Annotated in this window: 15 protein-coding genes and 1 tRNA gene; 6 read left to right on the plus strand and 10 right to left on the minus strand. The window is 35.7% G+C overall.

What is annotated here, in order from left to right; genetic code table 11:
* Positions 1–4: 4 nt before the first annotated feature.
* Complete coding sequence (locus DHD80_RS09190) at positions 5–427, plus strand: hypothetical protein (protein ID WP_251740870.1); 423 nt, start codon at positions 5–7, stop codon at positions 425–427.
* Positions 428–454: 27 nt separating this feature from the next.
* Here DHD80_RS09190 and DHD80_RS09195 read toward each other — a convergent pair whose 3' ends face one another.
* From DHD80_RS09195 to DHD80_RS09235, 9 genes are all read right to left on the minus strand, one after another.
* Complete coding sequence (locus DHD80_RS09195) at positions 455–1714, minus strand: Y-family DNA polymerase (protein WP_251740871.1); 1260 nt, start codon at positions 1712–1714, stop codon at positions 455–457.
* Positions 1714–2133 carry a translesion error-prone DNA polymerase V autoproteolytic subunit gene (gene umuD, locus DHD80_RS09200; protein ID WP_251740872.1) on the minus strand — a complete coding sequence of 140 codons (420 nt, stop codon included), beginning with the start codon at positions 2131–2133 and terminating at the stop codon, positions 1714–1716. The genes DHD80_RS09195 and umuD overlap by 1 nt, the downstream gene beginning before the upstream one ends.
* A 66-nt stretch (positions 2134–2199) precedes the next feature.
* Positions 2200–3810 carry a type IV secretory system conjugative DNA transfer family protein gene (locus tag DHD80_RS09205; RefSeq protein ID WP_251740873.1) on the minus strand — a complete coding sequence of 537 codons (1611 nt, stop codon included), beginning with the start codon at positions 3808–3810 and terminating at the stop codon, positions 2200–2202.
* Between the two features lie 11 nt (positions 3811–3821).
* Positions 3822–4862: a MobB family relaxase gene (gene mobB, locus DHD80_RS09210; RefSeq protein ID WP_251740874.1), complete on the minus strand. Its 1041-nt coding sequence runs from the start codon at positions 4860–4862 to the stop codon at positions 3822–3824.
* 6 nt (positions 4863–4868) lie between these two features.
* Positions 4869–5249 (minus strand): BfmA/BtgA family mobilization protein, encoded by a 381-nt coding sequence (locus DHD80_RS09215; protein WP_347709965.1) that lies wholly within the window; start codon positions 5247–5249, stop codon positions 4869–4871.
* Between the two features lie 344 nt (positions 5250–5593).
* Positions 5594–6043: a JAB domain-containing protein gene (locus tag DHD80_RS09220; protein ID WP_251740875.1), complete on the minus strand. Its 450-nt coding sequence runs from the start codon at positions 6041–6043 to the stop codon at positions 5594–5596.
* A gap of 77 nt (positions 6044–6120) precedes the next feature.
* Positions 6121–6474 (minus strand): single-stranded DNA-binding protein, encoded by a 354-nt coding sequence (gene ssb, locus DHD80_RS09225; protein WP_251740876.1) that lies wholly within the window; start codon positions 6472–6474, stop codon positions 6121–6123.
* An 833-nt stretch (positions 6475–7307) separates the two neighbouring features.
* Positions 7308–7384: transfer RNA gene (locus DHD80_RS09230), tRNA-Arg, on the minus strand.
* A gap of 198 nt (positions 7385–7582) precedes the next feature.
* Complete coding sequence (locus tag DHD80_RS09235) at positions 7583–7837, minus strand: hypothetical protein (RefSeq protein WP_251740877.1); 255 nt, start codon at positions 7835–7837, stop codon at positions 7583–7585.
* Between the two features lie 297 nt (positions 7838–8134).
* Here DHD80_RS09235 and DHD80_RS09240 point away from each other — a divergent pair, with 297 nt between their 5' ends.
* The 4 genes from DHD80_RS09240 to DHD80_RS09255 are packed head-to-tail and all read left to right on the plus strand — an operon-like array spanning position 8135 to position 12044.
* Positions 8135–8848 carry a glycosyltransferase family 2 protein gene (locus tag DHD80_RS09240; protein WP_251740878.1) on the plus strand — a complete coding sequence of 238 codons (714 nt, stop codon included), beginning with the start codon at positions 8135–8137 and terminating at the stop codon, positions 8846–8848.
* Positions 8845–9471: a lipid-A-disaccharide synthase N-terminal domain-containing protein gene (locus DHD80_RS09245; RefSeq protein WP_251740879.1), complete on the plus strand. Its 627-nt coding sequence runs from the start codon at positions 8845–8847 to the stop codon at positions 9469–9471. Before DHD80_RS09240 ends, DHD80_RS09245 begins: the two co-directional genes overlap by 4 nt.
* Positions 9455–11071, plus strand: a complete 1617-nt coding sequence (locus DHD80_RS09250; RefSeq protein ID WP_251740880.1) for a glycosyltransferase family 39 protein — start codon at positions 9455–9457, stop codon at positions 11069–11071. The genes DHD80_RS09245 and DHD80_RS09250 overlap by 17 nt, the downstream gene beginning before the upstream one ends.
* Position 11072: 1 nt before the next feature.
* Complete coding sequence (locus DHD80_RS09255; RefSeq protein WP_251740881.1) at positions 11073–12044, plus strand: type I phosphomannose isomerase catalytic subunit; 972 nt, start codon at positions 11073–11075, stop codon at positions 12042–12044.
* Here the strand turns inward: DHD80_RS09255 and mgrA are convergent, their stop codons facing one another.
* Positions 12045–13037, minus strand: coding sequence for an L-glyceraldehyde 3-phosphate reductase (gene mgrA, locus DHD80_RS09260; protein ID WP_251740882.1), 993 nt, complete (start codon positions 13035–13037; stop codon positions 12045–12047).
* A 137-nt stretch (positions 13038–13174) separates the two neighbouring features.
* On the opposite strand from mgrA, the gene DHD80_RS09265 reads away from it, so the two are divergent.
* Positions 13175–13897 (plus strand): hypothetical protein, encoded by a 723-nt coding sequence (locus DHD80_RS09265; protein WP_251740883.1) that lies wholly within the window; start codon positions 13175–13177, stop codon positions 13895–13897.

Below are 13897 nucleotides of genomic sequence, written 5' to 3' on the forward strand. Positions count from 1 at the left end.
TTAAATGAGACCCCTATTTTTTATTTTTCTGTTTTGTATAACTTCAATTGGCTGGGGACAGGCGACATTTACTTCAAAGTTAACAGAATATATCACCGTTCCCGCTTCTGCTGCCTCACCGCATAAATGGATAGATCGGGAAATTATCCTTAAAGATGACAGGATTTTAATCAAAACTTACCGAACAGAAGGTGACACAGATATTGAAATTTGGGATAAAATAGATCCTGAAGTAAACTTTTCGAGAAGCGAAAATAACTTAATCAAAACCTTTTACACTTACTTGATTTTTGATAATGTAAGGTTAGAAAGTATATTTAGATTTGTTGGTAATACAGAAGAGATGATCTTTTTAATTGAAAGAGAGTTATTATTACCGGAAGGCAGTAAAGATAAACGCTTAATAACCAGGTATCATGTGGATTAAATGGGAGAAGTTTAAAATATCTCCTGTTTAGGCCTTGATAATAATTACTTCATCAAGCCGAGTAGAATACCTTTTTGAAAGTCTTTCCTGTTTCATTTTCCAGGTGCGGCCAAGATCCTGGCCGCCAAATTTTATTTTACCGTTTTCTGATTTATTAAGTCGATCAATGGTTTTCATTAAGATCTGATGTCTTGGATCTTCGCTGGTAAATAAATCAAATTGCCGCTGGTTTTCAGGAGTTAGGTCCATTACAATAATTCCGGCTTTCTTGTATTGATATCCCTGCTTATAGATTTTAGATAGTCCAAGCAAGGCAGTTTTTATTAAATCTATACTGGAATTAGTGGGGAAGGGGGTATGTAAAGTAATATTTGCTCGATACTGTGGCAGATCCATTCGAAATGGATTTGTGAGTAAAAAAACATGTATTATGGCACAGTTGGAATTCTGGAGACGAAGTTTTTCAGCTGCTTTAACGGCATAGGTAGATACCCGTTCTCTTAAATCATTGTAATTTGAATACATTTTCTCAAAAGCCCTGGTAACAGCGATATTTTTTTTGGTTGAAACCTCCTCCAGAGCTAAGGTGGGAAGACCCGATAAATCCTTTTTAAGCCTTAATCCTACAATACTCATTTCTTTTTTTACATATTCATCGGGTAGTTGGGTGAATTTATAAGCATCATCAATATTCAATTTTAACAGTCGTTTTTCATGTTGTCTTCCAATTCCCCATACATCACCTATTTTAGTCCATTTCAGGGCTTTTATCCTTTTTTCATCAGTGTCTATAACATACACTCCCTCGGTGCGGTCTGAGAATTTCTTTGCGATTTTATTAGCAACCTTTGCCAGGGCTTTCGTAGGAGCTATTCCAATACTGATAGGTATTCCGGTAGAAATCTTGACTTTCTGAATAATATCTTTACTGTATTTCTCCAAATCGAAAAATTCACTAAACCCGTCGAATAACAGGAATGCTTCATCTATGGAATAAATTTCAATATCGGGTGTATAGTTAGAAAGAATATTCATCACCCGGCTACTCATATCGCCATAAAGCGCATAATTAGAGGAGAAAACATGCACATTGTTCTCATTAAAAATCTTTTCATAATGAAAGGCTGGTGCACCCATAGGAATATTTAAAGCCTTTGCTTCATTACTGCGGGCTATTACACATCCATCATTATTCGAAAGTACCACCACAGGTTTATTATTTAGATCAGGATTGAATACCCTTTCACAGGAAGCATAAAAGTTGTTGCAGTCTATCAGGGCGTACATTAGAAATATTTTATCACGTTAGTTACAATCCCCCAAATAAGAAAATCATTATCCTTACCTACCTTAACGGGAGGGTAATTTTTATTTTCAGCAATTAGCCAGACAATTTCCTTTTCTATTTTTATTCTTTTAACCGTAAATTCTCCATCTATGAAACACACGGCAATCTTTCCATTTCTGGGTTCTAAACTTTTATTTATGATTAGAAGATCTCCATGATCTATTCCGGCACCGGTCATTGAATCACCCTGAACCCTTCCAAAAAACGTAGCGTCCTTATCTTTAATTAATTCAATATTCAAGTCTATATTTGAATCCAAATGATCATCGGCAGGAGAGGGAAATCCGGCAGTTATTCCACCAATAAATGGGCGAACATAAGAAATAGGGAATAATGAAATTTTAAATATCTCAATCATTCCACAAAGTTATTAAAAGGATATTATCCATAAAATAGGAATAAATCCATATTTTATTATTATGAGCTATTCTTTAATAGGTTTTTCATTCTTACACATGAGTCGAACCTCCCGGTATATTTTAATATAATTCGCATTGATTTCGTCTTCTGAAAAAAACTGATCATTTTTTGGCAGTTGCCTTTGAATATTTTGATGTTGGAAATAAATCTTTTCATCTTTTCCGTCGGCATAGGTAATAAATTCACCTTGTTTTAATCCAAAAAAAGTGTTGGCGCGAACTTTATAAATCTCCTTTTCACCGGTAGAAATTTTCGTGTCAAAATCCAATCCCGTGCCGCGCATCACCGTTTTTGTTTCATCTTTTATAATTTCAAAAAAACGTTCGTAATACCTTGCGGTATCGGGGTCGTTTACTTTACCGAAAAATTGATAGGATAAGTTGCTCAATATCGCTTTGCTGGCTTTATCTCCATACATCATATCGTTCTGTACCTTATCCTGCATCACATAAATTGTTGCGATGTCATAGCTTCTTAAAGTGGCGGGAACGCGATGCATATTCAATAATCTAATGGTGGGTGCCTCCTCAATAAGTAGGAAAGATGGCTGGGCATGACGAACGCTCATCTGCTTTACGACGGTGTGCATAACCGTCGCAATAATGGGCGAATAAACGGTATCATATTTGGGATTGTTCACCAAGGAAATTACTGCCGGATTTTCAGGGGCATTGATATTGAGTGGGATATCATCAGCTGCAAGAGCCATAAAAATTCGCTTACTGCTAATCTTCATAAGAGCATTGGAAATGGTGCTTTTTACTCCAGCGGTTTGCCTGTCAGAGTCCTTTCCGCTTATAAATGCATCTGCAAAAGCCCTTGAAATTTGATTGGATTTTAAAAAATTAATAAGCTCATCGGTATTTAGATATTGATAAACTGCTATAAGGTGGGGTAGTGTACAATATTGAGGAAATGAAACTTTCAATTTCCAGATCAAACCGCTAATCAATCCCTGAGCGGCATCGTTAAAAAATTTACCTGTACCTGTAGCGCCTGTTTCCTTTTGCTCCAACAAGTTTTCCAACAGCACACGGGATATTTCATTTATATCCTCTTCATTTTCCATATACTTAGGTGCGATGGGGTTGACACGATGAAAAATTCTATCAAATGATAAAATGTAAAATGGGATATGGGGATTTTTGAATAGGGGGTAAGCCATTTCGGTGATTTCGTAATCCTTATAATCGTGGATCACCCCACAAAAGGAATGCTTACTGAAATGTTCCAGCAAATTATAAACAACGCTTTCTGTCTTGCCACTCCCTGCAGCGCCAATAATAGATACTCCTCGCTTTATATTCCCGATTTTAAATTTTGATTTTATTGTTTTGAAATGGACTTCGTATTTGGCAGGGATATTCGTATTCTCCTTTTTAGGCAGGAATACATACATTATCGTATTGCCGAGAATTAAAGGGCAACCTAAATAAAGTGCTACTTTGGCTATTTCATTAAAAGATGGAGTAGCGGCTAAAATTCCCCAAAGAAGAATACCGGTAAACAAAGTATTGATGAGGAAAGCGTAAGCAGATATTTTATAGACACAATAAAAAATCACAAATACAGCTAAAAGGAGAAAAATAATTGAGTAGAGGTTAATGGTTTCCATAATAGCCTGAATTAAATTCCAATTGAACCGGATCTTAGTGCAACGCCAATACTTTTTTGTAAAGATTTGATCAGTTTTACCGTTAGCTGAGCCTGGGATATGGGAATGACGGGAAGCAATGGCAGCCCGCTTTCCCGGAGCATTTTCAAGGCCAGGGCTTTTTCAGAAGCTGGAAGACCGATTACCGCTGAAAAATATAATTTGGGATTTTGGATATAGGTTTTACGGGCCTGGTAAGTCTCCACAAAATTACGCTGGTATCCGAAATTTTTATCAAAAGTCTGTTCTGCCTTCTGAAAGAATGCATCTCTGTCAAAACCTCTTTTCACCATCTTACCCTTTATTTCAACTTCGGAAGATTTATATTTGCTACCCGGGGACAGGCTGACTGAGTTCGAAATATCCTTTCGACTTACGATAATATGTATATGGCTTTGATTACCTTCTTTGAACATTCCCTGTACGATTCGCTTTCCGTTCTGTTGATGAGGAGCCGCTTTTTCCAGACGATTAATTTCCAACTCAATTTTCTTGATATTTCCTTCTTTTTCACCTCTTTGTATTTTCTGGATTTCATTTTTTAATTGAAGTATTTTAGTAGCATAAACCTGGTTCTCCTTCACCTGGAAATCGTTTCCTTTAAAAGTCCGATGATGTTCGACCTTAGCATAATACTTTATATCGTTAACACTAATTGGGCGACCATTAATTTCACGGTTAAAGCAGGAAGCGTAATCTTTCATAAGTTCCCTTGTATAGCGTCTTAAAGCCTCACTATTGTCTTCCAGTCTTCTAAGCTCATATTGGGATGGATTTACGGTAATAGAGTAAAATTTAGGTTCAATTTTCTTTAATTTGGAAGTATTTGCATCTATTTCCTGTATCACTTCTGCCGGGCTTATATCATCTTCATACTGGTTAAAGAAATTTTCAAATTTCTGACCTTGTTCTCGTTCGGGCATCTGGTTCTCTTTTTCCAAATAATCGACATAGCCTGCTACACTTGGTGAATAATTCCCTCCTAATTTTTGTGCTGAAATAGTGATATACATAATACGTTATTTGTAGAAATCGGGATGAGTATCATCTTCTTCGTAATCCCTTATCTGATTTTTATTTTTGGGATCGGCGGCTTCCATAAGGGATTCCAAGATTGCAAGTGTAGGATTTGCTTTGTTCTTTTCTACATCCTTCATTATGGCGATTACTGCATTTATTCTTTTCTTGAAAGTATTTTCAAGCCTTCTTCCTGTAGGGCCGAAATTTTCTTTAGGGGAGATTTCATTGTAATAGAAAAAGTCCAACATACCCGCTAAAGTTTCAGTGTGGGTTCTGTAATGTTTTTTAGAAAACTCCTTAAAGCGTTCTGCAATTTTCTTCTTTATCCGAATACCTATAAACTCATCCATAATTTTAAATTTGTCGCATTTAAATGCCATTTTACTGTGGTTTTGGGCCCATTTGTCGCAAATAGCAATGATTAATAATTCTGAATAAATTTTAAAAAATTGATAATCAATGTTTTAAAAATAGAAAGGCATGCTTAACCTCGCTTTGCGGGTTATCCTCTTGCTTTGCCTTTTCGTCCCGCAGGGACAAAATTTCAAACTATTAAACAGAATTTAATAGCCTTTTAGCAGTTCGAATAATGAATTGTATTTTTTAAGAAGTAGAAGTTTATCTTCTTAAATTAATCTCACGAATGGAGAAAATTGATTGCGAAATTTATAAATGAAAACGGGCCTTGAAGATTAAGACCCGGTTAAAATTTTGATATGATGGTTTACAAAAGACCCTCATCGGCAAAACTAAAATAATCGCCATCTGGAGTTATTATAAGATGATCAAGGACTTTAATATCAAAAAGGATCGCTGCATTTTTTATTTTTTCGGTTAGTCTTTTATCAGCTTCACTTGGTTTTAAGGTTCCAGACGGATGATTATGGGCAAGTATTAAATTCACCGCCAATGACTTTAAGACAACTGCAAATAGGATGCGTAAATCTACTAGTGTTCCGGTGATTCCGCCGGTAGAGACTTCAAATATTCCTTTTACTTTATTGGCATTATTTAAAAGCATAACCTTAAAACATTCCTGCAGCCCTATTTGATCCTTGTTCCAGGAACAGAATAAAAGTTCGGTGGCACTTTGGGAAGAAGTTACTTTAGGTGCCTGGCTTATTTTAAAATTCCCCTGATATTTTATCGATATTTCATTAACTTTGGTTTTCATATTGATCTTGTTTAATTGGATTAATAATGAAAAGAGGGCGAAACTTTGAACGAGGTCGCCCTCTTTAATTTTAGAGATTAATTGCTGCCATTACTGGCATTTCCTCCCAGCAAAAGAATTTCACTGGCTAAAATTTCGGTCACATATCGTTTCTCACCATCTTCAGTTTTATAGGTTCGGGAAGTAAGCTTTCCTTCGATAGCGATTTCTTTTCCCTTACCAACATAGTTTTCAACGATTTCTGCAGTTTTGCCCCATGCGACAATACTATGCCATTGTGTGTTTTGCACTTTCTCACCATTGGAATTTTTATAAAATTCGTTAGTGGCAATTGAAAAACTGGCTACTTTTTTGCCGCTTTCAAGGTTCTTGATTTCGGGAGCGTTCCCTACATTTCCGATTAACTGTACTTTGTTTCTAAGTATACTCATGATTGAAAAAAATTTAAGTTGAAATATTTATGTTTCCCGCCTTCACCCACGGGTAGGTTAAAAAATTTACTTATTGTATCCTGAGCGTTTTCCTTTTTTGATTTTTTAACTTTCTTTCCGCTTCAGTTTTATGGATTTGATACGATTTCATGATTTCTGATTTATAATTTACTTCCCGTAGAGCCGTCGCTGTTACCTTTTTTGATGCCAATACAGTTTCATGATTTAGAATTAGAGAGGAGTTATAAAAGGGAAAGCGTAGTTGACCGGTTATGCACTCCGGCTAACTTCTAAATCATGGTATTTTGCATTATAAAAAAGGTGAAACGGCTAGGCTGGGATGGAGTTTTAATAAATTATGAGAAGTAAAAAGAAGTTGAAGTGGAAGAAAGATTATTATAATATACCAATCTGGCGGACTCCGTTCCTTTATAAAATTGAAAGATGGCTAAACTATTTCAGCCGCAATTCTGAATAATGAGCGTTTCAGAAGTTGAAAAAGGGAACGATGTCTAAGATTTTTTAAGTGAAGCTCTTTTCCCGGAATGTAGTGATAACGAAATGCAGGGGAATGTGCTGAACTATTGTTTGAATAAATATTTTCAATTAATCTATGAAAAGATCACGATTTAAATTTAAGATATCTAAATGTAGGTGTTTGTCTTAAAAAAAAGTTAAATATTAATTAGTGTGCGTAAAGTGTGCGTTTTTAAGAAATTTGACATAAAAAATGGTTTTGGAAAAATGTATATAAGGATAATAAATAGTGTGCGGAGAGGTGTGCGTTTTGATTCATAAAAAAAGGGGTAACCATGTGGAAACCCCTTTATTTATGGTGATGGCACCAGGATTCGAACCTGGGACCGCCTGCTTAGAAGGCAGGTGCTCTATCCAGCTGAGCTATGCCACCATTGTTATTTTCATTATTTCAAATCGTCTGCTTAGAAGGCAGGTGCTCTATCCAGCTGAGCTATGCGACCTTTTTTGCGGTTGCAAATATAAACCTCTTTGAGTATAAAACAATAAATTTCTAAAAAATAAACTTATATTAAAAAAGAAAACTTCCGCGAGGGAAGTTTTCTTTTTATTGAGTTTGATTAACAGCTATTTAGTCTAAAAAAATAAGTTCACGTTCCAGCGTATTGGCAATGATCACAAGCTGATTCATTTTACTAGGAGAATCATCTCCCTGCAAAAAAACTTCAGCATACAATTTATTAAACCTTCTTATTAATTCGAGGGTTTTTAATTGAAGGCTAAAAAATGTACCCTTTTTATGAACCTCATCCACGAGTTCTTTAACTGATTGGATCTGATCGATCTCCTCCTCAGTATTCAGAATATTTTCTAATTGCTTTAGCATAACTTTTTTGTGGTTATTGCCAAGCAGGTCTTAATAGATTGGGTTTTCCAAATATATAATTAAAAGGGGGGCGTAAGTCCCCTTCTTCAGGATTTTCTATATAAACATAGTTTTAACCGTTAAAATGCATGGTGCGGTATTAATCAAATTATATTAATTTAGCCGGGATTTTAAATCTATCAAAATTTTAAAAAAAGCCTGTTGTTTTATGCCCGAGCCATTTTTAATAATTTCACTATTCGAGGAGTTTTTCCTTAGTTTTTACTTGGGCATACTTACGTTTGAATTTAGGCTGAGATGATCAAGGATTTTACCATTATTGTGCCTGTCTTTAACGAAGAAGCGTGTTTACCGGAACTTTTTCAGGAATTAAAAAACTATATTGAAATTTCCGCAGTTAAATCAGAGGTTCTGTTTGTTGATGATGGCTCAACAGATAATAGCCCACAACTTATCGAAACATATTGCCTTGATAACCCGGATTTTAATTTTTTATTATTTGATAAAAACTACGGAAAAGGCGCAGCATTAAAAGCAGGTTTTGATCTATGTAAAACCTCTATTCTGGGGTATATGGACGCCGATTTACAAACACATCCGGAAGATTTTGAAAAGCTTCTTCCCTATATTGAAGAATATGATTTGGTGACCGGGTGGAGAAAAGATCGTAAGGATTCTGGTTTTAAAAAGATCTCTTCAAAAATAGGAAATGCTGTAAGAAAAGTATTTACAAAAGATCATATACACGATACAGGTTGCCCTTTAAAAATCATTAAAACTACAAGTGCGAAGAGAATCCCCATGTTCAAAGGCCTGCAACGCTTTCTTCCAGCCATGATCCTTTTACAAAACGGAAAAATTAAAGAAGTCCCCATCCCGCATTATCCAAGAATTGCAGGATTTTCGAAATATAGCCTAAAGAATAGGTTTATGGGGCCTTTACTTGACTGTTTTGCCTTTCTCTGGATGCGCAAATCGTATATCAATTATAAAATTGATGAAAAAGGATGAAAGAATGGGTGATTTTTCTTTTAGGATTTGTTGCTCAAATTCTTTTTACCTCAAGAATGGTGGTGCAGTGGATCTTATCTGAAAAATCACGCAAAGTTATAACGCCCTCCTTCTTTTGGCACCTTAGCCTTATAGCTTCTTTTTTATTGTTTGTCTATGGATATTTAAGGAATGATTTTGCCATTATGTTAGGTCAAACCCTTACGTACTTTATCTATATCAGGAACTTACAATTACAGGGAGAGTGGAAAAAACTAAACCTTGTACTCCGCATCTTTATCCTTATTTTTCCATTGATAATTGTTCTTTATGGGTTTAACAACAACGTTTACAACGCTGAGTTACTTTTTAGAAATGTAAATATTCCGGCTTGGTTGTTAGCGCTTGGTATCATTTCTCAGGTCGTTTTTATTTTCCGGTTTATCTATCAATTATTTTATTCTGAAAAACGTAAAATATCAAGTTTGCCGGTAATGTTCTGGATACTGAGTTTGTTGGGTTCAGCCCTTATTTTTATTTATGCTATCTTCAGAAGGGATCCTGTTCTAATGATCGCACATGGATTTGGGGCGGTGATGTATATTCGAAACATTTTAATTCATAAAAATGAAGTTAAGGAATAACTATTTTCTAATTCTTATCCTTACCTGTATCGCAATTTTCTTTGTAAACCTGGATGCTATTTATGTAAATATCATGGAAGCTAGGAATTTCATTACGGCGCGTGAAATGGTAGATCTTGATCATTGGATCTTCACGACCATGAACGATGAACCAAGATATGAAAAACCGCCTTTGCCCACATGGCTTACAGCTATTTCGATGATGCTTTTTGGCATGAAAAGTCTTTTTGCCCTGAGACTTCCGGCCGCCATTATGGGAACCATTGGCGTTTTGGGAATTTATAAAATTGGGGATCAAATTACCGGAAATAAGAAATTCGGATTTATCTCTGCACTTATCGCGGCGACCTCCTTCTATATTTTATATTCCGGGAGGGATGGCCAATGGGATATTCATACCCACGCCTGGATGGTGCTTGCCATCATTGGTTTCTTTAAGATCTTTTCTGAAAATTCAAAAGCAATAGGTACATCAATTCTGGTAGGAATTTGTCTTGGTTTTTCATTTTTAAGCAAAGGCCCTGTTTCCATGTATGCATTGCTTTTACCATTTTTAATAGCCTACGGATGTACTTTTAAATTTAAAAAGGTTCAGAAAAAATGGCCTGAAATTTTAATTCTTGTGCTCATTGCATTTTTAATTTCGGCATCGTGGAGCTGGTATGTGTATTATTTTGATACCAAACATGTGATGGAAATCACCAATACTGAAGCTGGTCGCTGGATAGATTATAATGTACGGCCCTTTTATTATTACTGGAGTTTCTTTATCCAGTCTGGAATTTGGACAATCCCGGCATTTATTAGTTTGCTTTATCCTTATTTGAAGAACAGGGTTTTTCATAAAAAAGGCTATCAATTCACGTTACTATGGACATTAGCTTCCGTTGTGTTACTTTCCATAATTCCGGAGAAAAAATCGAGGTATCTGTTACCGGTTTTAATTCCGCTAGCTTTAAATACAGGTTTTTATATTGAATTTCTTTTCCGAAGTTTTAAGAACCTGAATAATAAAGAGCGTTGGCCGGTTTATTTCAATTTTGGACTTATTGCGCTTATAGGAATTATATTTCCATTTGCAGGCTATTATTACTTTCAGGAAAAACTGGAGGGAATGTTAGTTTGGTTTGTTTTAACCGCTATTTCCCTCCTGTTTATTGGAATTTTTATATTGTTTTTTCTGAAGAAAAAAGAGTTTAACAAGGTTTTTTACCTCACAATTGAATTTACCATCGCTATTATATTCTTTGGATTTCCTATGGCGAAAAAGATTGAAGTAAATCCATATTACACCAGTATTACTGAAGTTGATAAAATAGTAGAAGGTCGTAAATGGCCATTATTCGAATACGAAAGTTTTAGTCCGGAGATGGTTTGGGAATATGGTAAACCGGTGGAAAGGCTTCATGAAAATGAAAATTTAAAAATACCGGAAGCGGAAAATTTTCTACTTTTAGCGACAGAAGAACAGGAGGAAGAAATCAGGCGTCAATTTTGGAATTATCGTATCCAAAAAGTGATGGAAATTGATATGAATCCCGTGGGAAATAAACACAAAGGTCGTTTGTACCGGGATCTTTATAAACTTGAAAAACAATAACATGATCGATTACCCAATAAAATTCAGGCCCATACTTCAGGATAAGATCTGGGGGGGCGATAAGCTAAAAAAGATTTTCAATAAATCGACCAATTCCAATAGTGTAGGGGAGAGCTGGGAAATTAGCGGAGTTAAAGATTTTGTTTCTGTAGTGTGCAATGGAAGTGAGGAAGGTAAAACCCTCACAGAAATCATTGCGGAATTTAAAGGGGACCTGGTAGGGGAAAAAATATATGAAAAATTCGGAAATGATTTTCCCTTGTTGATCAAGTTTATCGATGCCAAAACCGATCTTTCGGTACAATTGCACCCTAATGACGAATTGGCTAAAGAACGTCATGATTCCTTCGGAAAAACGGAAATGTGGTATATCCTTCAGGCTGATGAGAAAGCACGACTGAATATTGGATTTAAAGAGACTATTTCAAAAGAAACATATCTGGATCATCTTGAAAATGGTAAAATAACTGATATTCTTAATTTTGAAGAGGTGAAAAAGGGTGATTCGGTTTTTATCAATACCGGAAAAGTTCACGCCATTGGAGCAGGCGTCATGTTGGCAGAAATTCAGCAGACTTCAGATATCACTTATCGAATTTATGATTGGGATCGGGTAGATGATCAGGGAAATTCAAGAGAATTGCATACCGAACAAGCTTTGGATGCCATCGATTTTGAAAAGAAAGATGATTATCAACTAAGTTATACCAAAGTGCTGAATGAATCTTCAGAAATTGCCAGTTGTGAATATTTCACCACTAATTTTTTACCGGTTCAGGGGAAACTGGAAAAAGATTATTCAGCGCTGGATTCTTTTGTGATCTATATGTGTGTCGAGGGGAATGGCATTATTCACCTGAACGACCATATGGAAACAATTGCCCAGGGACAAAGTATTTTGATCCCGGCCAATGCTGAATGTGTAAAAATTGAAGCTGAAAATATTGAATTACTGGAGGTGTATATCCAATAATTATTTCAGAATTGAATTGATCTTGTCAAGTTCAACTTCAGTAAAATTGATATTATGAATGGCGGCAATGTTATCTTCCAATTGAGAAACCTTGCTAACTCCTACCAAAACCGAAGTTACACGATCATCTTTTAATAACCAGGCCACAGCCATTTGGGCCAGGCTCTGGTTTCGGGATTCAGCGATATCATTTAGCGCACCAATCTTTTCTACGAGTTGTGGTGTGATTTGTGATTTATCTAGGTAGCTCCCTTCAGTTGCTGCCCTGGAATCTTCCGGAATTCCTTTTAAATATTTCGAAGTAAGAATTCCCTGTTCCAAAGGAGAGAAAACAATGCTCCCAATTCCTACTTTTTCCAAAGTATCCAGCAAACCGTCCTCAACCCAACGATCCATCATGTTATATCGTGGTTGATGAATTAGAAATGGAGTGCCCTGAGCTTTTAAAATCTCTGCAGCTTTTGCGGTATCTTCAGCATTATATTGAGAAACACCTACATACAATGCCTTTCCAGAACGCACAATTTGATCTAAAGCTCCCATGGTTTCTTCCAAAGGGGTTTTAGGATCTGGGCGGTGATGATAGAAAATATCCACATAGTCCAAGCCCATTCTTTTTAAAGACTGGTCCAGACTGGCAATCAAATATTTTCTGGATCCAAAATTTCCATAAGGTCCGGGCCACATATCCCATCCAGCCTTCGTAGAAATGATCAATTCATCCCGATAATGAGCGAAATCTTCTTTAAAGATCTCCCCGAAATTTGATTCAGCCGAGCCGTATGGAGGGCCATAATTGTTTGCAAGGTCAAAATGGGTAATTCCATTATCAAAAGCAGTTCGAAGAATATTCCGGGCATTTCCAAAATCATCATGATCCCCGAAATTATGCCATAAACCTAAAGAAATAAGGGGAAGCTCAATCCCGCTTTTTCCACATCTGCGATACTGCATTTTTTCGTAGCGATCTTCAGCCGCTTTGTAATTCAACATTTGCAAAACAAGAAATTTTAAAATTCGTAGAGCTAATATAATGGTTTTCCAATATTATTGTTTCTAATAATAAATGATTATGTTTGGTGTATTAAGGAAAGAATTACTAACCGCCTTCCCATATTTCATCCTTAAATATGAAAGAGAGAATTATAATTTTCTTCAGCATTCTTATGGCAGCACATTCATTTGCCCAGGAAAATGTAAATGCTGAATTACTCACTGCTTTAAATATCAGGTCAGGTTATAAAAATCTAGGCCTGGTAAATGGCGTGGAATATATCGAAACTTATAGAAGCATCAATGCTGAACATCAGTTTTTGATTGGAAGGGATTTTTATAAAGGAACTTTGGAATATCAGGGTCAGTTTTACAAGGATATTGAATTAAAATATGATATTTTCCGGGATATTCTGGTCGCTAAATTACAACGCGGAGTACAGGGAACTCTTATACTGGAGCTTATTAAAGATCACGTAACCCGGTTCAGCTTAGAAGACAAGAAATTTCTAAATGTTCAGGATACTGATTTGAATCTTTCAAAAGGATTTTATGAAGTAATTTTAGAAGAAAGCAATTTAAAACTTCTCAAAAAACATCGCCTTAATGCCAGGGAAAAACAGGATCGAAGTATGGCCTATTATGAATTTGAAAAGCTGGATAGCGAATATTATTATGTTTTAAATAATGGTGGTTATATTGCTGCAGATCGATCTGACTTACTAGAAATACTCCCAGATTGCAAAAACGAAATAAGCAAACAATTTAAAGCTAACCGAAGTTTGAAAAGAAAAAACCCGGATCAATTTTGGAAAGAGCTGGGAGTAAGTCTGAATATTGCTGAATGCATAAAGAATTGA

It is taken from the genome of Gramella sp. AN32 (assembly GCF_023718305.1).
GTDB classification, from domain to species: domain Bacteria; phylum Bacteroidota; class Bacteroidia; order Flavobacteriales; family Flavobacteriaceae; genus Christiangramia; species Christiangramia antarctica.

Excerpts from the sequence above, each read along its gene's own strand:
- DHD80_RS09190 (WP_251740870.1), top strand. The coding sequence starts at position 5 with ATGAGACCCCTATTTTTTATTTTTCTGTTTTGTATAACTTCAATTGGC.
- DHD80_RS09195 (WP_251740871.1), bottom strand. The coding sequence starts at position 1,714 with ATGTACGCCCTGATAGACTGCAACAACTTTTATGCTTCCTGTGAAAGG.
- umuD (WP_251740872.1), bottom strand. The coding sequence starts at position 2,133 with ATGATTGAGATATTTAAAATTTCATTATTCCCTATTTCTTATGTTCGC.
- DHD80_RS09205 (WP_251740873.1), bottom strand. The coding sequence starts at position 3,810 with ATGGAAACCATTAACCTCTACTCAATTATTTTTCTCCTTTTAGCTGTA.
- mobB (WP_251740874.1), bottom strand. The coding sequence starts at position 4,862 with ATGTATATCACTATTTCAGCACAAAAATTAGGAGGGAATTATTCACCA.
- DHD80_RS09215 (WP_347709965.1), bottom strand. The coding sequence starts at position 5,249 with ATGGCATTTAAATGCGACAAATTTAAAATTATGGATGAGTTTATAGGT.
- DHD80_RS09220 (WP_251740875.1), bottom strand. The coding sequence starts at position 6,043 with ATGAAAACCAAAGTTAATGAAATATCGATAAAATATCAGGGGAATTTT.
- ssb (WP_251740876.1), bottom strand. The coding sequence starts at position 6,474 with ATGAGTATACTTAGAAACAAAGTACAGTTAATCGGAAATGTAGGGAAC.
- DHD80_RS09235 (WP_251740877.1), bottom strand. The coding sequence starts at position 7,837 with ATGCTAAAGCAATTAGAAAATATTCTGAATACTGAGGAGGAGATCGAT.
- DHD80_RS09240 (WP_251740878.1), top strand. The coding sequence starts at position 8,135 with ATGATCAAGGATTTTACCATTATTGTGCCTGTCTTTAACGAAGAAGCG.
- DHD80_RS09245 (WP_251740879.1), top strand. The coding sequence starts at position 8,845 with ATGAAAGAATGGGTGATTTTTCTTTTAGGATTTGTTGCTCAAATTCTT.
- DHD80_RS09250 (WP_251740880.1), top strand. The coding sequence starts at position 9,455 with ATGAAGTTAAGGAATAACTATTTTCTAATTCTTATCCTTACCTGTATC.
- DHD80_RS09255 (WP_251740881.1), top strand. The coding sequence starts at position 11,073 with ATGATCGATTACCCAATAAAATTCAGGCCCATACTTCAGGATAAGATC.
- mgrA (WP_251740882.1), bottom strand. The coding sequence starts at position 13,037 with ATGTTGAATTACAAAGCGGCTGAAGATCGCTACGAAAAAATGCAGTAT.
- DHD80_RS09265 (WP_251740883.1), top strand. The coding sequence starts at position 13,175 with ATGAAAGAGAGAATTATAATTTTCTTCAGCATTCTTATGGCAGCACAT.